The following is a 23,663-nucleotide window of genomic DNA, read 5'->3' as shown; positions in this document are numbered from 1 at the left end:
CCATGCCGGGCGATGGTGCCCGGCGGCTCCGGCAAGGATCGTGAACCCGTTCCGAGCGCCGGGCCCATGGCGGCCTCAATCGGCCGCCGCCCTGCGTGCGCTCAGGGCGCTTTATACATGTGCGGCATGGTCAGGCCGTAATTGCCCGCGACGCCAGGTGTGGCATTGGGGTTGGTGAGCTTGAGCAGGGCGGCGCCGATGACTGGACGGCCATCCGACGCATTGGTGGCGATGCTGGCCCAGCCGGACACGAAGGCGTCCGAGCGGGGCTGCGCGGTGATCGAGGCCGAGACGCCGGAGCGGCCCGCCTCCTGGAAGCCCAACGTGGCCACCGTGCCGCAGGCCACCACGGGGCTGAGGGCGGGCTTGGTGCTGGTCTGGCGGTCGAAATAGGTCAGGTTCCACTGGCTGCACACGCTCTCGGGGCTGGTCTTGACCTGGGTGTCGTCGCCCGAGAAATACTGGCTGCCGAGGTCCGAGGGCGGCACCACCGAATACACGCGGGCGACCGCTGGGGGCTGGCTGTAGTCGTAGGCCACGCTGTAGCGCTTGGTGGGCATGGACAGCACCCAGTCCGTTCGGGCGGAAATGGAGGGGTCGGTAGCGTACTGGTTCATCACTTCGGTGGCCGCCAGTTGCGCCGACAGGTCCCCCGCCGTCCTGCGCGCGTTGCGTTCGCCGGCCGGCAGGTAGTAGGGTGTGGACAGATCGGGCAGGTCGTAGTAGCGCGCCTGGATGACGGCCGCATTGGTGGGCTCGCTGGTTTCGCCGTCGATGTTCTTCACGCGGGTGGCGAAGCCGGCCGAGACCAGCAGTGGGTCGGCGGTGTAGCGCTCAGGCGCGGTGACGGTCTGCGCGGTGGGCGGAAACAGCACGTAGTTGCCCCGTGCATTGCGGCCCGCGTTGTTGACGGCGCGGATCGCGGTGGCGGCCCCCGAGAAGGTGGTGGAGTTGGGCACGTCGATGATGTACCAGGTGCCCGCCACGCCGCCCGTGGGCGTGGCCAGGCCCCGGGAAGCGGCCGTGGCCTCGGTGCTGGTGTCCTCCAGCAGCGCCGCGTTCAGCGCCGCATCGGTGCAGGGGGCCGTGCCGTTCACCGGGCGGATGGCCGTGAAGAGGGCGGAGCGCTCCTGCTGGCCCGCGCCGTATACGGCGGCGGCGGGAATGTCGGCCGCCACGATCGCCTCGATGGCGCCCTCGCGGGTATGGTTGGCCTGCACGTCGGCGGTCCACAGGGGGTTGAGCCGTTCGGTCACGAAGGCTTGCGCCACGCCGGGCGCGAGCCGGGGCGAGGTGCAGGTCGCATCGGCGGTGGTGAGCTGCGCGATGCCGTTGGCACCGGCCGTCACCGCGCCGGTCCAGACGTCGCCGGGGGCCAGCAGCACGGTCATGTGCAGCAGGCCATCGCCGTTGTTGGCGCCGCGAAAGCGCAGCTTCACGGCCTTGCCGTTGTTCAAGTCGGTGTTGACCAGGTGCAGCACCGTCATCTGCCCGTTCTGCGCCGTGAAGTAAGGCACCACGAGGCTGTGGCCGGGGCCGCTTTCGGCGATGGCATAGGTGGTGGCATCGGTGGTGCCCATCACGCTGCTGGAGGGCGTGCCCCCCGTGCCGGCGATGACGCCGGCCAGGGCGCTGGAGGCGAAGCCGGCGCTGCACAGCAGGGCGCACGCGGCCGCGATCTTCTGGATAGGCATGCGGGGTCCTTCGGAGGGAGAGCCAATGATGGCGGCAGATTACCGCAATCCGCGCGGCTGTGGCACTTGCCGAGGGGTTGGACGAGGCAGGGAAAGTATCGCCATGCGATACCAGGCAGCCGAAAGCGCGCCACCTGTGCATTCCAGGGCGGGCCGGGGTGGGCGGCCTGCGCATGATCCGCCCCATGTTCCACCACGGGCCGCAAGCCCTTCTCTCCATGTCACACCCCTTTGCTCCTTCGCCCCTGATCCAGCGCGATACGCCCGCCTGGCGCCTGCAGGTCTGGGTTTCGTTCGGCATCGCCGTGTTCTGCTGCGCGGTGGGGCTGGCATGGCTGCCAGGGGTGGCGATGGAGCGTGCCTTCATGGTGATGGGTTACGTCTTTTGCCTCTCGGCCGTGTTCATGCTGGCGAAGTTCGTGCGGGACAACCAGACGCGCCACGGTGCGGACACGCCGATGTTCAAGCTGGTCGTCTGGGGCGCGTTCGCGGTGGCCGTGGGCCTCACGGGCTGGGGCCTGTGGAGCATGGACATCAACCCCACCTACCAGGCCTTCCTGGGCGTGAGCTGGCTCTACCTGATCACCACCGCCTTCACGCTGGCCAAGATGCTGCGCGACCGCCACGAGGCGGACCTGGCGGACGCCCGCTGGCAGGGCCGCCGCGAGGCCTCCATGCCAGCCGGCGGCACCCCTTCCGCACCGGCCGCCGCCCCGGACAAGGCGGGCAAGGCGACGGCGGAGTGACCCCGGGGGCCGGAGCGGGCGCGGTGCCCGCTTTCCCGGCCGTCCCCTGCGCGCACGGCGGCCCCGCTGTCGCGCCCTTTTTCTGGAGAAAGACCATGCGCATCGAGACTCTGATCCCCCGTTTTTCCTGGGCCCGCCGGGCCGCGGGCTTCGGCCTGGCCTTTGCGCTGTCGGCAGGCGCCGTGCATGCGCATAGCGAGGTGTCCGTCGGCCTGTCGCTGCTGCCCGTGGCCTCGGTGGTGGGCACCGCTTCGGTGGCGTCCACGGCCGCCGGGGCGGTGGCGGCCGTTCCCGTCGCGTTGTCGGTGGGCGGCGCGATCCTCACCGTGAAGGCCGTGGAGGCGTCGGCCAACGGCACCGTGTATGTGCTGGAGCGGGTGTCCGATGGCGCGCAGGTGAGCGTGGAGGTGGCCGGCCGCGCGGCCTCCGGCACGGTCCATGCCGTGGGGTCGGCGGTGGCCTGCAGCGTGATCGGCACCGGCGTCGTCCTGTCGGTGGCGGGCGAGGCGCTGGCCTTCGTGCCCAATGCCCTGGGCCGTGCGCTGCTCTACAACGAGCGGCTGTGAGGGGGCGGACCATGCGCAGACGGGCCCTGGCCGCTCTGGCGGCGGTTGCTCTCGCGGGAACCGGCGCCGCGCACGCGGGCCGATCTTGCGAGGCGCGCAAGCCGACCCCGCAGCTCATCGAGCGCGGCATGGATCTGGCCGCCCGCACGGCCCGTGCCCTGGACGCGGAGCACGCCCGCTCGGGCACCCAGGTGGTGGTCCTGGCGCGTGCGGGGCAGGACCTGTCCCGGTACGGGTTGCGCTACTCGCACCTGGGCTGGGCCTACCGCACGCCGCAGGGGCCGTGGCGCGTGGTGCACAAGCTCAACGAGTGCGGCACCGCGGTGGGCGTGGTGTACCGGCAGGGGCTGGGCGAGTTCTTTCTCGACGACCTGTGGCGCTACGAGGCCGTGTGGGCCGTGCCCACGCCCGAGGTGCAGCAGCGGATGATGGCCGTGCTCGCCGACCGCACGCGCGCCACGGCCATGCACCAGCGGCCCTACAGCATGGTGAGCTACGCCTGGGGCACGAAGTACCAGCAGTCGAACCAGTGGGCGATGGAGACGCTGGCCGCGGCCATGGAGCCCGGCACCGTGCTCCGGCGCGATCAGGCGCAGGCCTGGCTGCGCTACAAGGGGTATGAGCCGACCGTGCTCAAGGTCGGCGCGCTCACGCGGCTGGGCGGGCGGGTGACGGCGGCGAACGTGGCGTTCGACGACCACCCGGACAGCGAGCGTTTCGCCAACCGCATCGCCACGGTGACCGTGGACTCGGCCCTGGCGTGGCTGCAGCGCGCGCAACTGGCATCGGCCCCGGTGGCGCTGCCGCCGCCGTGACGCCAACACGGGTTTATAGTCAAAAGCCGCTGATGCCGGGATATTGATTGCCTGTTTTGCTATCAATTTAATAGTATTTCAATGCCGAGGAGCTGGTCATGAGCAAATCCCTTCGCCTGTCGGAAAAATGGTTCCGCCGGGGCCTGTGGCTGGTGTCGCTGGTGTTCGCCAGCTTCCTGATCGGGCTGGGCGGCACCGTCGTGGACGACCTGCCCAAGGTCGAGGCCACGCTGCAGCTCGACGATTTCCTGGACCGCCCTGCCGCGGAGACGCTGCGCGCCCAAGTGCGCAACGCGCAGCAGGCCGAGGAGCGCGCGGAGACGGCGCTCGACCAGGCCCGCCTGCAGCGCGCCAAGTCGCGCAGCGAGACCGCGGCGGAGCGCGAGACCTTCAACAACTGGCTGGCCACGCGCAGCGCCACGCAGCAGTCCGAACACAACCCCGAGGTGGTGCAGCGCACCCAGGCGCTGGACCGGCTCCAGCTGCGCGAGCGCCAGACCCAGCAGGCGGTCGAAGCGCAGCAGCAGGCCGCGCTCGATGCGCGCCAGGCGGCCACGGCCGCGCAGCAACGGCTGGCCGCGCTGGAAAAGGATGGCTACGAGCGCATGGCCGTGCAGCAGCGCAAGGTGCAGCTGCGCGTGTTCCTGTACCGGCTGGCCCTCACGCTGCCGCTGCTGGTGGTGGCCGGCTGGCTGTTCGTGAAGAAGCGCAAGGGCACCTACTGGCCGTTCGTGTGGGGCTTCATCTTCTTCGCGCTGTTCGCGTTCTTCGTGGAGCTGGTGCCCTACCTGCCCAGCTACGGCGGCTATGTGCGCTACGTGGTCGGCATCGTCGTGACCGCGCTGGTCGGGCGCTACGCCATCGTGGCGCTCAACCGCTACCTGGAGCGCCAGAAGCGGGCCGAGGCGCTGCCCGACCAGGAGCGCCGCAAGGAACTGAGCTACGACGTCGCCCTGGCGCGCCTCGCCAAGGGCGTGTGCCCTGGGTGCGAGCGGCCGGTGGACCTGAAGGACCCCACCATCGACTTCTGCCCCCACTGCGGCATCGGGCTGTTCGACCACTGCGGCGCTTGCAACACCCGCAAGAGCGCATTCGCCCGGTTCTGCCATGCCTGCGGCGCAGGCGCGGGCCGGGGGCTGCTACCCGGCAGCGACTCGGACGCCAGTGCGGCGGCGGTGCCGCACGCCGCCGGGCCATTGGCCGGTGGCCCGGCCCCGGCGGGACCGCTCTAGAGGATCCGCTGGGAAGGGCGCCGGGATGCAGGGGGCGTGGCGCCTCAGCCGCCCATCACCACCGGGCCGCCCTTGGCCAGCGCCCGCTGGTAGGCCGGGCGGGCCCGCATGCGGGCCTGGTAGGCCTTCAGGTGCGTGTGCTGGTCGGCGTTCTGCACGCGGCTCATGGCCGCCTCGACCGGAAAGCTCATCTGGAAATCGGCCATGGTGAGGTCGGCTCCGGCAAACCAGGCGTTGCGCGACAGGTGGTCGTCGATGAAGGCCAGGGCCGTGGCCAGATTGGGATCCACCAGCTTTTGCTCCGCCTTGCCGCACACGGCCCGCGCGATGGGCCGCACGAAGAACGGCATGGGCTGTTTGGGCAGCGTCTGGAAGACCAGCTTCATCACCAGCCAGTTCATCAGCGAGCCTTCGGCGTAGTGCATCCAGAAGCGGCACTGGCGGCGTTCGGGCGTGCCGCGCGCGGGCTCCAGGTGCGCGAGCTCGCCCTGCGCCTGCGCGCCGTAGCGGTCCACCAGGGCTTCGATGATGGCGCCCGATTCGGCGATGACCTCGTCGCCTTCGGTGATGACTGGCGACTTGCCGAGCGGATGGATCTTGCGCAGCTCCGGCGGCGCCAGGCGGGTGCGCGGGTCGCGCTGGTAGGTCCGGAGTTCGTAGGGCACGCCCAGTTCTTCCAGGAGCCAAAGGACGCGCTGCGAGCGCGAGGTTTCGAGGTGGTGGACGGTCAGCATGGCGCCATCGTAGCGGGCGCGCGCCGGGCCGCATACCACCGCCGTCCCGCAGCGGACATCGCCCGGGGCCTGGGGCGCCGGGGCTTCGCGGCTACACGCCGCGCGCGCGATCGGCCGCGAACTGGCGGCGGAATTCGCCGAAGCGGCCCGTATCCAGCGATTCGCGCACCTCGCGCATCAGGTTCAGGTAGTAGTGCAGGTTGTGGATGGTGGTGAGCATCGGGCCCAGCATCTCGCCGCAGCGGTCCAGGTGGTGCAGGTACGCGCGGCTGAAGCCGCCGCGGCCGCCCTGGTCCCAGGCCACGCCCTCGGCGCCTGCGCAGGCATGGCAGGTGCAGGTGGTGTCGAGTGGCTGGTGGTCGGCCTTGTGGCGCGCATTGCGCAGCTTCAGGTCGCCATACCGCGTGAAGATCGTGCCGTTGCGCGCATTGCGCGTGGGCATCACGCAGTCGAACATGTCCACGCCCTGGGCGACGCCTTCCACCAGGTCCTCGGGCGTGCCCACGCCCATGAGGTAGCGCGGCTTGTGCGCCGGCAGGCGGTGCGGCGTGTGCGCCATGATGCGCAGCATCTCGTCCTTGGGCTCGCCCACCGAAACGCCGCCCACGGCATAGCCGGGGAAATCCATCTCCACCAGCCGGTCGAGCGATTCGGCCCGCAGGTTCTCGAACATGCCGCCCTGCACGATGCCGAACAGTGCGTTGGGGTTGTTCAGGCGGTGGAATTCGTCTTGGCTGCGCTGCGCCCAGCGCAGGCTCATTTCCATCGAGGTGCGCGCCTCGCGCTCGGTGGTCAGGTGGCCCTTGGTTTCGTACGGGGTGCACTCGTCCAGCTGCATCACGATGTCGGAATTGAGCGTGGTCTGGATCTGCATGCTCACCTCGGGCGACATGAAGAGCTTGTCGCCGTTCACGGGCGAGGCGAAGTGCACGCCTTCCTCGGTGATCTTGCGCATGGCGCCCAGGCTCCACACCTGGAAGCCGCCGGAGTCGGTGAGGATGGGCTTGTCCCACTTCTCGAACGCGTGCAGGCCGCCGAAGCCCTGCATCACGTCCAGCCCGGGGCGCATCCACAGGTGGAACGTGTTGCCCAGGATGATCTGCGCGCCCATGTCGTGCAGGCTCTGCGGCATCACGCCCTTGACGGTGCCGTAGGTGCCCACGGGCATGAAGATGGGGGTCTGCACCACGCCGTGGTTCAGGGTAAGGGTGCCGCGTCGCGCGTGGCTTTCGGGGTCGGTGGTCAGGAGGTCGAACTGCAGCATGGCGCGCATTGTCCCAGACGCCCACAGGGTCGGGGGCGCGGCGGGGCGCCGGTACACTGGACCGCACTGCCTGCCGGGCGAGCGGAGCGCATCGCCGGCAGGCCCCTCAGACTCCCGGAAAGGACACGGACATGCTCAAGATCCTCATCGCCGTCGATGGCTCGGACCTCTCCCTGGATGCGGTGCACCACACCCTGGCCCTGCTGCGGCAGGGGCTGCGCGCCAGCGTCGTGCTGGCCCATGTGCAGGAGCCCGCCACGCTCTACGAAATGGTGGTGTCGCGCGACCCGGACCTCATCGCGGCGGCCAGCCTGGAAGCCGGCCTGCACTTGATGGCCCCGGCCCGTGCGATCTTCGAGGCCGCGGGCGTGGAGCACGAAACCGATGTGGGCGTGGGCGACGTGGCGAACACGCTGGTGGACATCGCCGAGCGCCACGGCTGCGGCATGCTGGTGATCGGCGCCCGCGGGCAGGGCGCGATCAGCAGCGCGTTGCTGGGGTCGGTGTCGCAGGCGCTGGTGCATGCCAGCCATGTGCCTGTGACCATCGTCAAGCACGCGGACGTGCTGGAAACCGTGGATGTGAATGCCGAGGGCGGGCAGGAAACCCTGGCCTGACCCGTTTCAAAAATCCTCAGGCGGCCTTGCGGAAAGGCTCGCTCGGGCGCTGCAGCTTGCCGTGCGGCAGGCTCGCCAGGCGCTTGAACATGCGCCGGCAGTAGCCGTTGATCCACAGGCACTTGTTGAGCTCGTCCACCGGCAGCGGGCCGGAGACGACGACGATGTCGTTGGCCACATCCAGCGCACCGGCCGCGCGCAGGCGCCGGCGCGTGTTGCTGGCCCAGGACTGGATGCGCGACGGCGTGCCGTGCTGGTGGACTTCGCCCGTGTGCGCATCGAAGGCAATGGCGACGGTATCGGTCTTCAGCTTGAAACGGCGCTCGCCCGTGACGGCACTGGGCGCCTCGCGCATGTCGTACAGGTAGTAACTTCCAGCCTTGAGCTGATATTGCATGTCCATGGTTTCGTCCTCCGAGGGGCATTGTCCCGGGGGCTTGGACCAGCAATGGTGGAGAAAGCGGCATGAAAACGCCTCTTTTTCCAGGGAGTGGTGCGCGGGGCCTGCCGGACTGCGATGTGCGTGCCATTGTGTCGGCGCGTGTGCGCCGATTCAAGGCAGCAGCCCTGTCAAAAGGGTAACGGGATGTGATGCGGCCGGCCCCTTGCCGCGCGGGCGAGTGCCGGCCGTGCGTTCAGGCGCTCAGAAATCGACCAGGCTCAGGCCGACGCTGAACACCGTGCGCTTGCGGTTGTAGTCGATCATGCTGTCGCCATAGCCGCTGAACAGGGCGGTGTGCAGGCGCAGGTTGCTCTTGCTGCCGCCCAGGCCCTTGCCCAGGTTCTGCAGCCATTCGATGCGCGCCGAGCCGCGCGGCGTGGAAGCCAGCGAGTGGCGGACGGTCACGCCCACGGTGTTGTCGCGGTCGTAGTTCCAGTTCACCTGCAGCTCGCCCCGGCCGATGTAGTCGCTGATGCCCGGGTTGTCGTCGCTGTCGGCGCTTTCGCTCAGGCGCTTCCACAGGCGCGCGTTCACGCTCCAGCGGTTGTCCAGCTCCATGCCGGTCATCAGGTACACGCGGTTCCAGCTGCGCGACAGCGGCAGGCTCTGGCCATTGGACTGGTGCACCAGCCCGATGCCGCTGTAGCGCCAGCGCCAGCCGAAGGGCAGCTTGGCGTCGGTGGGGTACACGTACATCACTTCCGGCTCGTGGTCGGTGGCGCGGAAGGGGCGCGAGATGTCGGGGCTGAACAGCTGCCAGTACGACTGCTGCGTGTAGCCCACCCACACCGAGTCCTTCAGCGTGGGATGGCCCTGCGTGAGCAGGCCCTGGGCGATCTTGGTGCGCACCGACAGCTGGATGCGGTTCTCGGTGGTCCGGTAGTCCACGGCCGAGGTGGCGTTGTGGTCCGGCACGGGCGAGGTGGGCTGGCGGTTGACGTTGCTGCCCTTGACCACCGAGATGCTGATCGGCCGGTAGCCCCGGAAGCGGAAGGTGCCGCAATCGCTGCCCGACTCCAATTCCCAAAAGCGCGACAGCGTGCTGTACTGCTCGTCGCGGCAGCCTTCCACCTGGGCCACGTCGATGAGGCGGGTGGCCGGCAGCGTGGTGTCCACGGGGGTGGGGGGCGCGGTGCTGGCCGTGGTGTTGCCGGTCGCCGCGCTGGCCGATGCCGCAGGCGCTTTCCAGGCTTGCTGGCCCGCCCACTGGTCGAAGCAGGCCAGGCGGGCGGTGCTGTCGCCGGCCATGGCGGTGCAACGGCGCCAGGCGTCGCCGGCGGCCTCCGTCGGGGCAGGCGTCTGCGCCAGCGCAGCGCCCGCGGGGGCGCACAGGGCCAGGGCCAGGGTGCCCAGGCGCCGCGGTGTCATGGCCGCCCGGACTGCCTGCGCAGCACGGACGGGGCGGTGGTGTGGTGTGGTGCGTTGTTCCATGTTCCTCGTATCTCCTAGCCGCAACTGCCTTGTTCCACCTGGCCGATCCAGGTGGCGCTGATGTTCTTCTTGCCGGCCGCCCCGCGCGATGCCCGCGCCCAGGTGGGGTTGCGCGGCCCAGCGACACGCACGCTCTGTGCCAGCGGCCGGCGCATGCCAGCGCACGCTGCGGCCCGCCCGGCGGCGACGTGGCGGCGGATCATGGCACGGCCGGTCATGGCGTGGCGTTCTGGGCCTTGCGCGCGGCGAATTCGGCGCGCAGCGCCTTGAGCTTTTCGCGCGGGTCTTCGCGGGCGGTGTTCTTGTCCAGCCCCATCTCGGCGATGAAGCGGCTGGGCTGCGCGTTCACCATCTCGCGGCCCTTCTTGCGCTTTTTGGTCCAGCTGACGGCCAGGCTGCGCTGGGCGCGGGTGATGCCCACGTACATCAGGCGGCGCTCTTCCTGCAGGCGCTGCAGCGTGTCGTCGCTCACCTTGAGCTGGCGGCCCTCGTCGTCGTCGAGCTTGAAGGGCAGCATGCCCTCGGTCACGCCCACCAGCACCACATGCGGCCACTCCAGGCCCTTGGAGGCGTGCAGCGTGGACAGCGTGACCATGTCCTGGTCCTTCTCGCGCTCGCTGATAGTGGACAGCAGCGCGATGGTCTGCGAGACCTCCAGCAGGCTCTTGGTCTCCTTGGTGACGACGCTGCCCGAGGTGTCGTCGATCTGGCCACCGGCGCGTTGCGACATCCAGTCGCAGAACTCCAGCACGTTGCTCCAGCGCGCGGCGGCGACCTTCTCGCTGTCCTCGCCGTCGTACAGGTGCTTTTCGTAGTCGATTTCCTTGAGCCAGTCGGCCAGGAAGGCGCGCGAATCCTCGGCGCCGTGCGTGTGCCGGGCCCGGTATTCGAGGTCGTTGACGTAGCGCCCGAACTCCATCAGCCCGTCGAGCGCGCGCTTGGGAATGGCGGCCGGCAGCATGCCGTTGAACAGCGCGCCGAACATGCTCAGCTTGTGCCTGGTGGCGAATTCACCCAGTGCGCCCAGCGTGGTGTGCCCGATGCCGCGCTTGGGGCTGGTGATGGAGCGCAGGAACGCCGGGTCGTCGTTGTTGTTGATCCACAGGCGGAACCAGGCGCACAGGTCCTTGATTTCCGCGCGGTCGAAGAAGCTCGTGCCGCCCGAGACCTTGTAGGGGATGTTGGCCTTGCGCAGCGCCTTCTCGAACGGCTTGGCCTGGTGGTTGGCGCGGTAGAGGAGGGCAAAGCTCTTCCAGGCCGGCGGCGGATTGGCCGCGGCACGCAGGCTCTGGATGCGGGCCACGGCGCGCTCGGCCTCGTGCTCCTCGCTGTCGGCGTCCACCACGCGCACCGGCTCGCCTTCGCCCAGCTCGGAGAACAGCGTCTTGGGAAACAGCTTGGGGTTGGGCTGGATCACGTTGTTGGCCGCGCGCAGGATGGCGCTGGTGGAGCGGTAGTTCTGCTCCAGCTTGATCACCTTGAGCTGGGGAAAGTCGACCGGCAGCTTTTTCAGGTTGTCCAGCGTGGCGCCGCGCCAGCCGTAGATGGACTGGTCGTCGTCGCCCACCGCGGTGAAGCGCGCGCGCTCGCCCACGAGCAGCTTGAGCAGCTCGTACTGCGTGGCGTTGGTGTCCTGGTACTCGTCCACGAGCACGTGGCCCAGCACCCGCTGCCATTTGCTGCGCACCTCGGGGTGGTCGCGCAGCAGGCGCAGCGGCATGCCGATGAGGTCGTCGAAATCGACGCTCTGGTAGGCGGTGAGGCGTTCTTCGTAGCGCGCCATCAGGACGGCGATGCTGCGCTCGTTGTCGTCCGCGGCCTGCGCCAGCGATTCCTGGGCGTTCAGGCCCATGTTCTTCCACTTGCTGATGGTCCACTGCCACTGGCGGGCGGTGGCCATGTCGGTCGTGCCGCCGGCCGCGTCCTTGAGGATGCCGGTCACGTCGTCCGCATCGAGGATGCTGAACTGGGGCTTGAGCCCGAGCACATGCCCGTCTTCGCGCACCATGCGCACGCCCAGCGCATGGAACGTGCACACCAGCACGTCCTTGGCCGCACGGCCGATGAGGCCCTGCGCGCGCTCGCGCATCTCGGCGGCGGCCTTGTTGGTGAAGGTGATGGCGGCGATGCGGCGCGCCTCCAGCCCCGTTTCGATCAGCCGGGCGATCTTGTGGGTGATCACCCGCGTCTTGCCCGAACCTGCGCCCGCCAGCACGAGGCATGGCCCCTCGGTGTAGTGGACCGCCTGGAGCTGGGCGAGATTGAGACCGGCGGACATGCGCAAAAAGGAAGGGGGTGGACAGGCGCCGGCGAGGCACGGGTGGAGCACCGCTTCCGAGGGAGAAGGGGCAGGAGCGCGCAATGATACCGGGATGGGCCGGAGTCGAGCCGGCCCTTTTGACCGGGTTTTGTAGGAGTGGTTCGGCGAAATCCGGAATGGGGGCAAAGAGCTAAATCATTTTTCTCATATTTAGCAATTTCTTGACAATGTATCAATGTGCGTCTTTATACTGGGCCCATCCATTTGATTTCCACCGGGGTCACCGCCATGCGCGATGCTTCAGCGGGGGTGGCCGCAGAGATGCTCACTCCCCACTTTTACGAGCGGTTCCACAAGCTGTTCAGCGTGGCGTCGCGCAAATCGTTGCTCCGCTGGCATGAAGTGCCGGCCGCCGAGGCCCAGGTGCTGCTGCTGGACGACGCCAGCGCGGCGCAGCCCGGCTCCCGCGCGCCGTGCCTGGTCTGCGTGGGGGGCTCGTTTCCCGACAAGGCACCCCAGGCGCAGTGGACCGCGCGACTGCAGACCGGCTATACGCTGGCGGACCTGATCGACGTGCTGGACCGTGCCGCCGTGTTCCTGATGGACTGGCGGGCGCGCCAGACGATGACGGCCGCCTCCGCCGACACGGCGTGGGAGTCTCCCGCTGCGGCGCGCGCCGCGTTCGGTGACCCCCAGCAGCGGTTCCGGCTGAGCACCTGGGTGTCCCTGGGGGCGCCGTTCCGCTCGGGCGGCCATGTGCGGGCGCTCGCGTTGCTCACCCGCGCCCCAGTCAGCCTGGCGCAGTTGTGCGAGCACAGCGGCCTGGAGCCCGCCGCTGCGCAGGCGCTGCTGGCCGAGTTGTCCCGCCGCAACGTGCTGCGCACCGAAACGGCGGCATCGGCACCGGCCGTGCGCGCCGACCGCCCGAAGCCCTCCGGGCACGGCGGGCTGGTTCAGCGGCTCACGCGCTGGGTGCGCGGTGGAGGCCAGGCATGAACGGGGCACTGCCGCGCATCGCGCTCGTGGGGCCCATGGGCATCGGCAAGACCACCGCGCTGCGCTCGCTGTGCGGCGACGTGATGGCGTCTTCCGACGTGCCCAACCTCGACCGGGCGGCGCATTCCAAGGCGTTCACCACCGTGGGCGCGGAGTTCGGCGAGATCGACCTGGGCGATGGCGAGCACGTGCAGGTGTGCGGCTGCCCGGGGCAGGACCGCTTCGACTTCGTGCGGCAATGGATCCTCTCGGTGTCGATGGGCGTCTTCATCATGGCCGACGTGGCCCGTCCCTCGGCCGTGGGCGAGACGCTCGACCTGCTCGCCGAAATGGCCGTGCAGCCCGATCCGCCGCTGGCCCTGGTGCTCAGCGCCCGTCCCGCCACGCCCGCGCAGATCGAGGCGTTCGGCCTCGCGCTCTCGGCCTCGCCGCACGGCGTGGTCCCCATCCTGGAAGCCGATCCGCGCGACCGCGGCCAACTGCTGGAGGCCGTTGGCGTGCTGGCTTCCATGCTCTCCCTGCAGAATGAAATCGACTGAAATCCCATGATGAACAAGGCGAACATCGTCCCCCCCGAGCGCGCGCAGGCGGCCCGGGAGGTGCTGGACCGCGTGGTGGCCCCCGCGGGCGACGTGCGCATGGCGCTGGTGACCACCCTCGACGGCTTCGAGGTGGCCTCGCTGTCGGTGGGCGGCGGCCTGGAGGTGCGCCGGCTGGCGGCCATGGCGGGCTCGCTCATGGCCATGGCCCGTGCCGTGGGCCGTGAAATCGACTATCCCGGCTGCCGCCGCCTCACCTTCGAGACCGAGGCGGGCCTGGCGATCTTCCAGGCCATCGGCGGGGCCTTCCCCTGCATCCTGTGCCTGGTGCTGGAAAAGCAGGCCGTGCTCGGGCGGGCCCTGTGGACCGCTGGCGAGGTCGCCCAGCAACTGGCCCGCCCCGAATGATTCCCCGCGTGTTGCCGGGTCGGCCGGCGGCGCGCATGTGTGCTTGCTCCCCCTTTCGTCTCTTTCTCTTTAAGGAATCGAACCCATGGCCTCCCTTCAAGAATCTCTGAACCAACTCCATTCCATCGACGGCGCCCTGTGCGCGGCCGTGGTGGACAGCGGCAGCGGCATGCTGCTGGGCAGCGTCGGCAGCGGCGTGGACATGGAACTGGCGGCCGCTGGCAACACCGAAGTGGTCCGTGCCAAGAACAAGACTATGCGCTCGCTGGGCCTGGCCGACAAGATCGACGACATCCTCATCACGCTGGGCAAGCAGTACCACGTGATCCGCCCCCTGGCCGCGCACGAAGGCCTGTTCATCTACCTGGTGCTGGACAAGGAGCGCTCCAACCTCGCCCTGGCACGCCGCAAGGTGCAGGAAGTGGAGCAGGGCGTGCAGATCTGACCGGACAGGCTGCGGCGCGCTGCGCCACGCCACCGGGGCCTGGAATCGGCCCTGGTCCCGCTGCCCGCCCCGTGCGGGCTTTTTTTCGCGGTGACGCGCGGCGCTCTGCACGCCGCCTTGCGCCGACAATGGGCCGTGCTGTCCGTTCTTTCCATCACCTTTCCCTTCTTCGCGCTCGTGCTCTGCGGCTACCTGGCCGCGCGCGCGGGCGCGCTCCCGCAGGCGGCCATTCCCGGGCTGAATGCGTTCGTGCTGTTTTTCGCGCTGCCGTGCATGCTGTTCCGCCTGGGCGCGAACACACCCATCGGCCAGTTGCTGGACCCGGCGGTGGCGGGCCTGTACATCCTGTGCGGCCTGGCCCTAGTCGGCGCCACGGTGGCGCTCACCCGGGTGCGACTGGGTTGGAACGATGCCGCCTTCGGCGCGCTGGTGGCGGCCTTTCCCAACACCGGCTTCATGGGCGTGCCGCTGCTGGTGGCGCTGCTGGGGGCCTCGGCAGCGGGGCCGGCCATCCTGACGATGCTGGTGGACATGGTGCTCACGACCTCGCTGTGCATCGCCCTGTCGCGGCTGGACGGCGTGGGCACGCACGGCGTGGCGGTGGCAGTGCGACGGGCCTTGCGCGGCATGGCGAGCAACCCCATGCCCTGGGCCATCGCACTGGGGGCCGTGGCGTCCGCATTCCAGTGGCAGTTACCCGGCCCGCTCGACCAGACGGTGGCGATGCTGGCCGGCGCGGCGTCGCCCGTGGCGCTGTTCACGATCGGCGCCGTTCTGGCGCGCTCGCAGATGAACCAGCACGACCGCGTGCCCCCGCGCGACTACGTGCCGGTCGCGCTGGGCAAGCTGTTCGTGCATCCGCTGCTCGTCTGGGGCGCGGGGCACGGTGCGATCGCGGCGGGCGTGCCGCTCATGCCGTTCGCACACACGGTGCTGGTGCTGGTGGCGGCGCTGCCGAGCGCCAGCAACGTGTCGCTGCTGGCCGAGCGCTTCGGCGCCCACAACGGGCGCATCGCGCGGATCATCCTGGTCTCCACCGCGCTGGCATTTCTGAGCTTTTCGGCCGCCACCGCAATATTGACTTAGGCGTTATGCTATACATTTGATAGCGATCGATGTTGCGTGACGCCGACCTGCCAGGCGCTGCCCCGCCGGGGGATCAGATCGTCAGCGGGTCCACATCCACCAGCCAGCGGATCAGCCCCTTGTGCTCCGGCGCCGCGCGCGTGGCGTGCAGCACCGGCTGCCAGGCCGACAGAAAGCGCTGCAGCGCCGCGCGGCTGCCGCTTTCCAGCAGCATCTGCGCGCGCTCCACGTTGGCCACCCGCTGGATCGCCAGGGGCACGGGGGGAAACAGCGTGACATGCTCCAGCCCCGGCAACCCATCGGCTTGCGCGGCGGCGCTGGCCGCAGCCAGGAACGCCTGAGCCACCTCCTGCGTGCGCGCGTCGGCGCGCACCAGCGCCTGGTAGGCGAAGGGCGGCATGGCGGCTTCGGCCCGCTCGGCCAGTTGGCTGTCGGCGAACGCGGGGTAGTCGTGCCGGCGCAGCGCGGCGTACACCGCATGGTCGGGGTGGTAGGTCTGCACCCACATCTCGCACCGGCTGCCTTGCTCGGCCACGTAGCGTGCATCGCGCCCCGCGCGGCCGGCGGCCTGCAGCAGCAGGGCGAAGAGGCGCTCGGGTGCCCGGAAGTCGCTGGAAAACAGCGCGCCGTCGGGCTGCACCGCCGCCACGAGCGTGATGCGCCGAAAGTCGTGGCCCTTGGCCACCATCTGCGTGCCCACCAGCACATCCACCTCGCCCGCATGCACCTGGGCCAGTTGGGATTCGAGCGCGCCCTTGGCCTTGGTGGTGTCGGCATCGATGCGGGCGACGCGTGCCGCCCGCCGCTCGGGCGTGATCACGTTGCGCAGCAGGGCGGCCAGTTGCTCTTCCAGCTGCTCGGTGCCGCGGCCGATGGGGGCGATGTCGGGGTTGCCGCAGCCCGGGCAGGCGTGTGGCACCCGTTGTGTGTAGCCGCAGTGATGGCAGCGCAGGGTGCGGTCGATCTTGTGAAAGACCTGGTGCGCGCTGCAGTGCGGGCAGTCGCTTTTCCAGCCGCAGTCGCTGCAGTGCAGCACGGGCGCGAAGCCGCGGCGATTGAGCAGCACCAGGCACTGCTCGCCGCGCTCCACGCGCTGGGTGATGGCCGCCAGCAGCGGGGCGGAGAACACGGCGCCGCGCGGCTGCTGGCCCATGTCCACCAGACGCACGTGCGGCAGTTCGCCGGCGCCGATGCGGCTGGGCATGTGCAGCCGCCGGTAGCGCCCGGCCGGGATGCCGGCTTCGGCGGGCCGGCTGGCATGCCAGCTTTCCAGCGACGGCGTGGCCGAGCCCAGCACCACCTTGGCGCCCTGGTCGCGGCCGCGCCAGATGGCCAGGTCCCGCGCCGAGTAGCGGGCGCCTTCCTGCTGCTTGTAGCTGGCGTCATGCTCCTCGTCCACGACGACGAGCGCCAGGCCCGGCATGCTGGCGAACACCGACATGCGCGTGCCCAGCACGATGCGCGCCGTGCCCGCATGCGCCGCCAGCCAGCTCTTGAGGCGCTGCGGGTTGGTCATGCCGCTGTGCAGCGAGACCACGCTGCCCGCGCCGTAGCGGGGCGCGAAGCGGGCGGTGAAGCGCTCCTCCAGCTGGGGGGTGAGGTTGATCTCGGGCACCATCACCAGTGCCTGCGCCGCCGGATCGGCCTCCAGCGCCTCCTGCACGCAGCGCAGGTAGACCTCGGTCTTGCCGCTGCCAGTGCTGCCGTAGAGCAGGAAGGGCCCGGGTTCGGCGGCGATGGCGGCGCGGGCGCTTTCCTGCTCGGCGCTCAGGTCGATCTCCGGCAGTGCATCGCCACCCTGCAACGACGCCGCCGGGCGGCGCAGGCGCCGCGCGAGCTGCGCGGGGCCCAGGTCCCGCAACTGGGGCGGCAAGGCGGCCAGGGCCACCTCGCCCAGACCGCGCTGGTAGTAGCGCGCGGTGAAGGCCACCAGCCGGCGCCAAGGCGCCGCCAGCGGCGCCACGCCCTCCAGGACCGCGGCAACGGCGCGGGTGGACAGGCCGGCGGGCAGCGGCGGCAGCCCGCCCTCGGGCGCATCCCAGACCACGCCCAGCACTTCGCGGGTGCCCAGCGGCACGCGCACCAGCGTCCCGGGGGGAAGAGGCCGGTCGCTGGCGTAGCTCAGCAGGTCGCCCACATTGCTGTGCCCAGGGGTCTGGACGGCAATCTGCAGGATGGCGGGCGCCGGGGAGAGAGGAGCTTCGTTTACGGGCACTTGTTCAGGTGGGATGGCGATTCAGGCGTTAAGTGGTTGATTTGCCGGGGATTTGATGGGTTGCGGGCTTTTTCTGTGGATAACTTTGTTGACATCCCCGGCCCGGCTGATAGCCCAGGGGGAGCAGACCGCCCCCGCCACCATCAGCCGGCGATGGGGGTAGTTCAAAAAAATCCATATGAATCAATGATCTATCAAAAATTCGGTGAATGCTGCCCAAGGCGTGTCATGCCAGGTCGCATGCTGCGCCGCATCAAGCGGCTTGTGCATAAGTGCATCCGCGTTGGCCTTGTCAAGAGTCCATTTTGTGCTAGGGCGGGCAGCGAAGGTCGGGCAATTTCTTCAATGGGCAACGCAAGTACTTGATTTGACGAGGATTTTGCAAAAGTACCGATTTTCTGTGGATAACTTTGTTGATATCACTGTCCGACCGGCCGCCAAGCCTTGAAAACACGTGGTTTTGTTACATTGCCCGGAAATTCGGCAAATTCTGCGAGTCCTTATGAATCAAAGACTTACCAGCGCCGCTCCATTGTTTTGAGACGCATCAAAAAAATTTCCAGGAAGGCCGCCCGTGCGCCAACGTGGTGCGCGCGGTGTGCATAACTTGCTCGCTGGCATTGCCCCTGCTGTCAAGGCCTGTCAAGGGCTTTCAAGCCTGGCGCAACGCGCGGGAATGGCGGTGCACCGTTTCCACGAGGGCCGCCACATGCTCCGGGGGCGTGAACTGGCTGATGCCGTGGCCCAGGTTGAAGATGTGCGTGGGGCCGGTGGTGGTCCGGTCGGTGTGGGGGGCGCCGAAGCTGTCGAGCACGGCGCGCGTGTGCAGCGCGATCTGCTCGGGCGGGGCAAATAGCACGTTGGGGTCGATGTTGCCCTGAAGCGCCTTGCCGGGACCACCCACCGCGCCGCCGACCAGGGCGCGTGCACGGGCCAGATTGGCCGTCCAGTCCAGTCCGAGCACCTCGCAGTCCAGGTCCTTCATGGCGTCCAGCCAGAGCGCACCGCCCTTGGTGAACACGATGCGTGGCACGTCGGTGCCGTCCACGCCGGTGCGCTGGAGCTGGGCCAGCACGCGCTTGGTGTAGGCCAGGCTGAAGGCCTGGAAGGCGCCATCGGCCAGCACCCCGCCCCAGCTGTCGAACACCATCACGGCCTGGGCGCCCGCGTCGATCTGCGCGTTCAGGTAGGCGGCCACGGCGTCGGCGTTGATGGCCAGGATGCGGTGCATCAGGTCGGGGCGGCTGTACATCAGCGTCTTCACGAGGCGGTAGTCGTCGCTGCCCTTGCCCTCCACCATGTAGCAGGCCAGCGTCCAGGGACTGCCGGAAAAGCCGATCAGCGGCACGCGGCCGTCGAGTGCGCGCCGGATGCTGGTGACCGCATCGAACACGTAGCGCAGCTTGTCCATGTCGGGCACGGCCAGGGCCGCCACGGCTGCTTCGTCGCGCACCACGTGGGCGAAGCGCGGGCCTTCGCCCTCGGCGAACGACAGGCCCAGGCCCATCGCATCGGGCACGGTGAGGATGTCGCTGAACAGAATGGCCGCGTCGAGCGGAAACCGCTCCAGGGGCTGCAGCGTGACCTCGGTGGCGTAGTCCACGTTGGTGGCCAGCCCCATGAAGCTGCCCGCCCGGGCCCGCGTGGCCTTGTACTCCGGCAGGTAGCGGCCGGCCTGGCGCATCAGCCACAGGGGGGTGTAGTCGGTGGCCTGGCGCCGGCAGGCGCGCAGGAAGGTGTCGTTCTGGAGGGGGGCGAAGCTCATGCCCCTGATTGTGGCGTAGCCGCGGGGCCGGGTTTTTGCGCCAGGTCCATGCCCGGCCCCGGCGGCCGGTTCATCCCTTTCAATCCGTGGCCGCATCCCCCTGCAGCCCCGCCGCGCCGGCCTCGGCCAGCCGGGTGACCAGGGGGTGGATCACCTTGCGCGCGCTGTAGATCAGGTGAAAGTGCTCGTGCACGTCCGCCGTGGTGCCCACCGGCTCCAGCCCGTAGGTGTGCTGCAGGTGCTCGCCCAGCAGCAGGGGCGCCGGCATCACGCCCATGCCGGCGGCGGCGAAGGTGCTGAGCAGGGCGCTGTCCTCGAACTCCCCGGCCAGCCGGGGGCGGATGCGCTCTCGCTCCAGCCAGTGGTCGATGCGCGCGCGCAGCGCGGCGTGGGCCGTGGGCAGGATCACCGGCACCACGGCCAGGCTGTGCGGAAAGTTCTGCGAGGCGGCGCGGGCCCACAGCGGCGGCGCATACCAGCCGATGGCGCTGGTGCCCAGCAACTGGCTGGTGGTGCGCAGGGCGGGGTTGGGCGGGGCGGAGCGGTCGGCCAGCACCGCATCGAGCTTGTGCAGCGCCAGTTCGGCCAGCAGGGGCTGGAATTCACCGTCGTGGCACAGCAGGCGCAGGTGGGGCTCGTCCAGCACGGGGGTGAGCAGCCGGTGCACGGCCAGCTTGGCGATGCCGTCGGAGATGCCCAGGTTCAGCCGCACCGCCTGCCCGCTGGTGGCCTCGCGCACGCGCAGGGGCAGCTGCTCGCCCAGGGCGAAGATGTGGTCGGCCTCGTGCAGGGCCGCCACGCCGGCATCGGTCAGCACGAGGTTGCGCCCTTCGCTGCGCAGCAGGGCCACGCCCAGGTCCTTTTCCAGGGAGCGCACCTGGGCGCTGATGGTCTGTACCGCCATGTCCAGCCGTTCGGCCGCCCGGGCCACGCCGCCTTCCTTGGCGACCACCCAGAAGTAGTACAGGTGGCGGTAGTTGAAGCTCTGGCTCATGGCGGGGCGGGCGGTGGGGAAAATGGAATGGTTCGGAAAAACCGAAGCAATGGTACCGGGAAGGCATCTTCTTTTCTGGCTGCGGCGGCCCCACAGTCCGGTTCGTTCTCCCTCCAATTACTTTTCCAACAAGCCATGAACCACCTGCAGCCCGTTTCCCTTGCGCCGCCTTCGGCATTCCCCCAACCGCCGTCGCCGCACGGCTTTCAACCGATCGGAGGCTAAAGCCATGGAAACCATTGGAACCTGGTGGATGTGGGCGGGTTTTGCCGTCTTCGTGGTCGTCGCGATCGGGATCGACCTGCTGGTCATGGAGCGCCAGGGGGCGCACAAGGTGACTACCAGGGAGGCCGTGGGCTGGAGCGTGCTCTGGTTCTCGCTGGCCTTCGTGTTCGTCGGCATTCTGTGGTGGTATCTCAACGGCTCGCAGGGCCGCGAGGTGGCCAACACGGTATCGATGCAGTTCATCACCGGCTACCTGGTGGAAAAAAGCCTGTCGGTGGACAACATCTTCGTGTTCCTGATGCTGTTCAGCTACTTCGCCGTCCCGGCGGAATACCAAAAGCGTGCGCTGATCGTCGGCATCATCGGTGCCATCGTGCTGCGCACCGTGCTGATCCTGGCCGGTGCCTGGCTTCTGGCCACGTTCCACTGGCTGCTGTACGTGTTCGGCGCCTTCCTCGTCATCACCGGCGTGAAGATGTGGCTGGCCGCGGGCAAGGAGCCCGACATCGCCACCAACCCGGTGCTGAAGTTCCTGCGGGGCCGCATGCGCATCTCCGACACGTTCGACGGCGAGAAGCTCACGACGATGATCGGCGGCGTCAAGCACTACACGCCGCTCTTCGTGGTGCTGGTGCTGATCGGCACGACCGACATCATCTTCGCGGTGGACAGCATTCCCGCGATCTTCGCCATCACGAACGATCCGTTCATCGTGCTGACCGCCAACATCTTCGCCATCCTGGGGTTGCGGGCGCTGTACTTCCTGCTGGCCGACCTGGCGAGCCGCTTCCACCTGCTGGCCTATGGCCTGGCCCTGGTGCTGGTGTTCATCGGCGCGAAGATGCTGCTGATCGACCTGTACAAGATCCCGATCGGCTATGCGCTGCTGGTCACCGCGGGCCTGATCGCCGGCTCGGTCGCTGCCTCGCTGTGGACCTCGCGCGGCCAGCCCCGCGAAACGCCCGCCTTGCCCCACGACCCCCGTTGATCAATCAGCCAAGGAGAGCCCTGCCATGTCCATGATCGAATTGATTTTGCTGTGCCTGCTGGCGACCCTGGTCATCACCACGTTCCTCGGCTGGCGCGCGGGCAACGAGCGCCGCGATGTGGGGCTGCTCGCGGGCCTGACCGCGCTGTGCGGCGTGGGCGCCGCGACCGCGCTGGTGGTCTGAGTAACCGTCTTTCAAGTCAAGCGCCGTGAAGCGATTGATCCCAAGGCTTGTTGGTTTTGACCATGGCGTTGAGAACGCCATGGTCAAAACCAACAAGCCTTGGGATCAATCGCTTCACGGCGCTTGACTTGAAAGACGGTTACTCAGTCCTCTTCCGACTCGCCCAGGAATCCGCCGCTCTGGTGGCCCCAGAGCCGGGCATACACACCGCCCTGTGCCAGCAGCTGCGTGTGCGTGCCTTCTTCGATGACCTGCCCCGCATCCAGCACGATGAGGCGGTCCATCGCGGCGATGGTGGACAGGCGGTGGGCGATGGCGATCACCGTCTTGCCCTGCATCAGCCCGTCCAGGCTCTGCTGGATGGCGGCCTCGACCTCGGAGTCCAGCGCGCTGGTGGCCTCGTCCAGCAGCAGGATGGGCGCATCCTTGAGCATCACCCGCGCGATGGCCACGCGCTGGCGCTGGCCGCCCGAGAGCTTCACGCCGCGCTCGCCCACGTGGGCGTCGTAGCCGCGACGGCCCTGCAGGTCGGTCAGCGTGTCGATGAAGTCCGCAGCCTGCGCCCGAAGGGCCGCCGCGTGCAGGTCCTGCTCGCTGGCGTCGGGCCGGCCGTAGAGGATGTTGTCGCGCATCGAGCGGTGCAGCAGGGAGGTGTCCTGCGTGACCATGCCGATCGCCTGGCGCAGGCTGTCCTGCGTCACGTGGGCGATGTCCTGGCCGTCGATCAGCACGCGGCCCGTCTGCACGTCGTGAAAGCGCAGCAGCAGGTTCACCAGCGTCGATTTGCCGGCGCCCGAGCGGCCGATCAGGCCGATCTTCTCGCCCGGCCGGATGGTGAGGTTCAAGCGGTCGATGACCGGCTTGCCGCCCTGGTAGGCGAAGGTCACGTTGTCGAACCGCACCTCGCCGCGCGGCACGGCCAGGGGGCGCGCATCGGGCGCGTCCACCACGGTGCGTGGCCGGGTGAGGGTGTTGATGCCGTCCTGGATGGTGCCCACGCTCTCGAACAGCGTGGTCATCTCCCACATCACCCAGTGGGCATGGCCCGACACGCGCAGCGCCATCGCTGTGACGGCCGCCACCGCGCCGGCGCCCACCTGGCCCAGCGACCACAGCCACAGGGCCGTGCCGCAGGCGCCCATCATCATGGCCACCACCAGGATGTGGTTCACGATCTCGAAACGGCTCACCAGGCGCATCTGCGCGTAGCCCGTGTGCTTGAACGCATCCATGGCCGCGCGGGCGAATTCGGCCTCGCGCCGGGTGTGCGAGAACAGCTTGACGGTGGCGATGTTGGTATAGGCGTCGGTGATGCGCCCGGTCATCACCGACCGCGCATCGGCCTGCGCCTTGCCCACCTGGCCCAGGCGCGGCACGAAGTACCAGCACGCCAGGCCGTAGCAGACGATCCACACCAGAAAGGGCACCAGCAGCCGCAAGTCGAAGCCGGCGGCCAGCAGCAGGATGGTGAACAGGTACACCCCCATGCCGATCACCACGTCGGTCGTGGTGAAGATCATGTCGCGCACGGCCAGGGCCGTCTGCATGATCTTGGTGGTGATGCGGCCCGCGAACTCGTCGGCATAGAAGGCCATGCTCTGGCCCAGCATCAGCCGGTGGAAGTTCCAGCGCAGGCGCAGCGGGAAATTGATGGCCAGCGTCTGGTGCTTGACGCTGGTCTGCACCGCCACCAGCACGATGCTGCCCAGCAGCATGCCGATCACCAGCGCCAGCGTGCCCCGGCGCTCGGCCCACAGCGCCGCGGGGCTGACCTGGGTGAGCCAGTCCACCACATGGCCCAGCACGGCGAACAGCAGGGCCTCGTACACCGCGATGGCGGCCGACAGGCCCGCCATCATCACCACGTAGCGGCGCAGCCCGCGTGTGCCGGACCACACGAAAGCCATGAAATCCTTGGGGGGCAGGGTGGGTTCGTTGCCGGGGTAGGGGGGAAGTCGCTTTTCGAAAAACTCAAACACAGGCTCAACTCCTTGGGCCGCCATCGTAAGGGGCCGCC

Annotated in this window: 23 protein-coding genes; 12 read left to right on the top strand and 11 right to left on the bottom strand. The window is 68.9% G+C overall.

Going from position 1 to position 23,663, the window contains the following annotated elements:
* Positions 1 to 101: 101 nt before the first annotated feature.
* The gene (locus tag R1Z03_RS22720; protein ID WP_317355438.1) at positions 102 to 1,694 is read right to left on the bottom strand and encodes a surface layer protein NpdA; all 1,593 of its coding nucleotides are present in this window, start codon (positions 1,692 to 1,694) and stop codon (positions 102 to 104) included.
* A gap of 218 nt (positions 1,695 to 1,912) precedes the next feature.
* Between R1Z03_RS22720 and R1Z03_RS22715 the strand changes: the two genes are divergently transcribed.
* The 4 genes from R1Z03_RS22715 (at position 1,913) to R1Z03_RS22700 (ending at position 5,053) form a co-directional block, all read left to right on the top strand.
* Positions 1,913 to 2,440 carry a YiaA/YiaB family inner membrane protein gene (locus tag R1Z03_RS22715; RefSeq protein ID WP_284402463.1) on the top strand — a complete coding sequence of 176 codons (528 nt, stop codon included), beginning with the start codon at positions 1,913 to 1,915 and terminating at the stop codon, positions 2,438 to 2,440.
* A 95-nt stretch (positions 2,441 to 2,535) separates the two neighbouring features.
* A complete protein-coding gene (locus R1Z03_RS22710; protein ID WP_317355436.1) occupies positions 2,536 to 3,006 on the top strand; it encodes a hypothetical protein in 471 nt (156 codons plus the stop codon).
* Positions 3,007 to 3,017: 11 nt separating this feature from the next.
* The gene (locus R1Z03_RS22705) at positions 3,018 to 3,821 is read left to right on the top strand and encodes a DUF2145 domain-containing protein (RefSeq protein WP_284431357.1); all 804 of its coding nucleotides are present in this window, start codon (positions 3,018 to 3,020) and stop codon (positions 3,819 to 3,821) included.
* Positions 3,822 to 3,919: 98 nt separating this feature from the next.
* Positions 3,920 to 5,053, top strand: a complete 1,134-nt coding sequence (locus tag R1Z03_RS22700) for a zinc ribbon domain-containing protein (RefSeq protein WP_317355435.1) — start codon at positions 3,920 to 3,922, stop codon at positions 5,051 to 5,053.
* A gap of 44 nt (positions 5,054 to 5,097) precedes the next feature.
* On the opposite strand, the gene R1Z03_RS22695 is transcribed toward R1Z03_RS22700, so the two are convergent.
* Both R1Z03_RS22695 and tgt read right to left on the bottom strand, forming a co-directional pair.
* Complete coding sequence (locus tag R1Z03_RS22695; RefSeq protein ID WP_284431359.1) at positions 5,098 to 5,787, bottom strand: glutathione S-transferase family protein; 690 nt, start codon at positions 5,785 to 5,787, stop codon at positions 5,098 to 5,100.
* Between the two features lie 91 nt (positions 5,788 to 5,878).
* A complete protein-coding gene (gene tgt / locus R1Z03_RS22690; protein ID WP_317355432.1) occupies positions 5,879 to 7,051 on the bottom strand; it encodes a tRNA guanosine(34) transglycosylase Tgt in 1,173 nt (390 codons plus the stop codon).
* A 131-nt stretch (positions 7,052 to 7,182) separates the two neighbouring features.
* Here tgt and R1Z03_RS22685 point away from each other — a divergent pair, with 131 nt between their 5' ends.
* A complete protein-coding gene (locus R1Z03_RS22685; RefSeq protein WP_272566839.1) occupies positions 7,183 to 7,668 on the top strand; it encodes a universal stress protein in 486 nt (161 codons plus the stop codon).
* A gap of 16 nt (positions 7,669 to 7,684) precedes the next feature.
* Here the strand turns inward: R1Z03_RS22685 and R1Z03_RS22680 are convergent, their stop codons facing one another.
* From R1Z03_RS22680 to R1Z03_RS22665, 4 genes are all read right to left on the bottom strand, one after another.
* Positions 7,685 to 8,071 (bottom strand): hypothetical protein, encoded by a 387-nt coding sequence (locus R1Z03_RS22680; protein WP_272566840.1) that lies wholly within the window; start codon positions 8,069 to 8,071, stop codon positions 7,685 to 7,687.
* A gap of 240 nt (positions 8,072 to 8,311) precedes the next feature.
* Complete coding sequence (locus R1Z03_RS22675; protein WP_372588192.1) at positions 8,312 to 9,541, bottom strand: phospholipase A; 1,230 nt, start codon at positions 9,539 to 9,541, stop codon at positions 8,312 to 8,314.
* 14 nt (positions 9,542 to 9,555) lie between these two features.
* Positions 9,556 to 9,759: a hypothetical protein gene (locus R1Z03_RS22670; protein WP_317355427.1), complete on the bottom strand. Its 204-nt coding sequence runs from the start codon at positions 9,757 to 9,759 to the stop codon at positions 9,556 to 9,558.
* Complete coding sequence (locus R1Z03_RS22665) at positions 9,756 to 11,819, bottom strand: UvrD-helicase domain-containing protein (protein WP_317355424.1); 2,064 nt, start codon at positions 11,817 to 11,819, stop codon at positions 9,756 to 9,758. The genes R1Z03_RS22670 and R1Z03_RS22665 overlap by 4 nt, the downstream gene beginning before the upstream one ends.
* 270 nt (positions 11,820 to 12,089) lie before the next feature.
* Between R1Z03_RS22665 and R1Z03_RS22660 the strand changes: the two genes are divergently transcribed.
* The 5 genes from R1Z03_RS22660 to R1Z03_RS22640 all read left to right on the top strand — a co-directional run bounded on the left by R1Z03_RS22660 (position 12,090) and on the right by R1Z03_RS22640 (position 15,275).
* Positions 12,090 to 12,797: a hypothetical protein gene (locus R1Z03_RS22660; RefSeq protein WP_284431361.1), complete on the top strand. Its 708-nt coding sequence runs from the start codon at positions 12,090 to 12,092 to the stop codon at positions 12,795 to 12,797.
* Positions 12,794 to 13,336, top strand: a complete 543-nt coding sequence (locus R1Z03_RS22655) for a GTPase (protein ID WP_317355421.1) — start codon at positions 12,794 to 12,796, stop codon at positions 13,334 to 13,336. Before R1Z03_RS22660 ends, R1Z03_RS22655 begins: the two co-directional genes overlap by 4 nt.
* 6 nt (positions 13,337 to 13,342) lie before the next feature.
* Positions 13,343 to 13,744: a roadblock/LC7 domain-containing protein gene (locus tag R1Z03_RS22650; RefSeq protein WP_317355418.1), complete on the top strand. Its 402-nt coding sequence runs from the start codon at positions 13,343 to 13,345 to the stop codon at positions 13,742 to 13,744.
* An 85-nt stretch (positions 13,745 to 13,829) separates the two neighbouring features.
* The gene (locus tag R1Z03_RS22645) at positions 13,830 to 14,189 is read left to right on the top strand and encodes a hypothetical protein (protein WP_272566851.1); all 360 of its coding nucleotides are present in this window, start codon (positions 13,830 to 13,832) and stop codon (positions 14,187 to 14,189) included.
* 135 nt (positions 14,190 to 14,324) lie between these two features.
* On the top strand, positions 14,325 to 15,275 hold the full coding sequence (locus R1Z03_RS22640; RefSeq protein WP_317360465.1) for an AEC family transporter: 951 nt from the start codon (positions 14,325 to 14,327) through the stop codon (positions 15,273 to 15,275).
* 73 nt (positions 15,276 to 15,348) lie between these two features.
* Here the strand turns inward: R1Z03_RS22640 and priA are convergent, their stop codons facing one another.
* From priA to R1Z03_RS22625, 3 genes are all read right to left on the bottom strand, one after another.
* Positions 15,349 to 17,490 carry a primosomal protein N' gene (priA, locus tag R1Z03_RS22635; RefSeq protein ID WP_317355414.1) on the bottom strand — a complete coding sequence of 714 codons (2,142 nt, stop codon included), beginning with the start codon at positions 17,488 to 17,490 and terminating at the stop codon, positions 15,349 to 15,351.
* 652 nt (positions 17,491 to 18,142) lie between these two features.
* Entirely contained in the window at positions 18,143 to 19,255 is a 1,113-nt protein-coding gene (gene hemE, locus R1Z03_RS22630) for a uroporphyrinogen decarboxylase (protein ID WP_317355413.1), read from the bottom strand.
* Positions 19,256 to 19,334: 79 nt separating this feature from the next.
* A complete protein-coding gene (locus R1Z03_RS22625; RefSeq protein WP_317355411.1) occupies positions 19,335 to 20,249 on the bottom strand; it encodes a LysR family transcriptional regulator in 915 nt (304 codons plus the stop codon).
* 229 nt (positions 20,250 to 20,478) lie between these two features.
* On the opposite strand from R1Z03_RS22625, the gene R1Z03_RS22620 reads away from it, so the two are divergent.
* Positions 20,479 to 21,462, top strand: coding sequence for a TerC family protein (locus tag R1Z03_RS22620; RefSeq protein ID WP_284431367.1), 984 nt, complete (start codon positions 20,479 to 20,481; stop codon positions 21,460 to 21,462).
* A 25-nt stretch (positions 21,463 to 21,487) separates the two neighbouring features.
* Positions 21,488 to 21,646, top strand: coding sequence for a hypothetical protein (locus tag R1Z03_RS22615; RefSeq protein WP_284431368.1), 159 nt, complete (start codon positions 21,488 to 21,490; stop codon positions 21,644 to 21,646).
* 143 nt (positions 21,647 to 21,789) lie between these two features.
* Here R1Z03_RS22615 and R1Z03_RS22610 read toward each other — a convergent pair whose 3' ends face one another.
* Positions 21,790 to 23,625: an ABC transporter ATP-binding protein gene (locus R1Z03_RS22610; protein ID WP_317355405.1), complete on the bottom strand. Its 1,836-nt coding sequence runs from the start codon at positions 23,623 to 23,625 to the stop codon at positions 21,790 to 21,792.
* Between the last annotated feature and the right edge of the window lie 38 nt (positions 23,626 to 23,663).

Source organism: Acidovorax sp. BLS4, assembly GCF_032929295.1.
Classification (GTDB): Bacteria; Pseudomonadota; Gammaproteobacteria; order Burkholderiales; family Burkholderiaceae_C; genus Paracidovorax.
The sequence above is the reverse complement of the archived record's forward strand: the minus strand, read 5'-3'. Positions and strand labels throughout refer to the sequence as shown.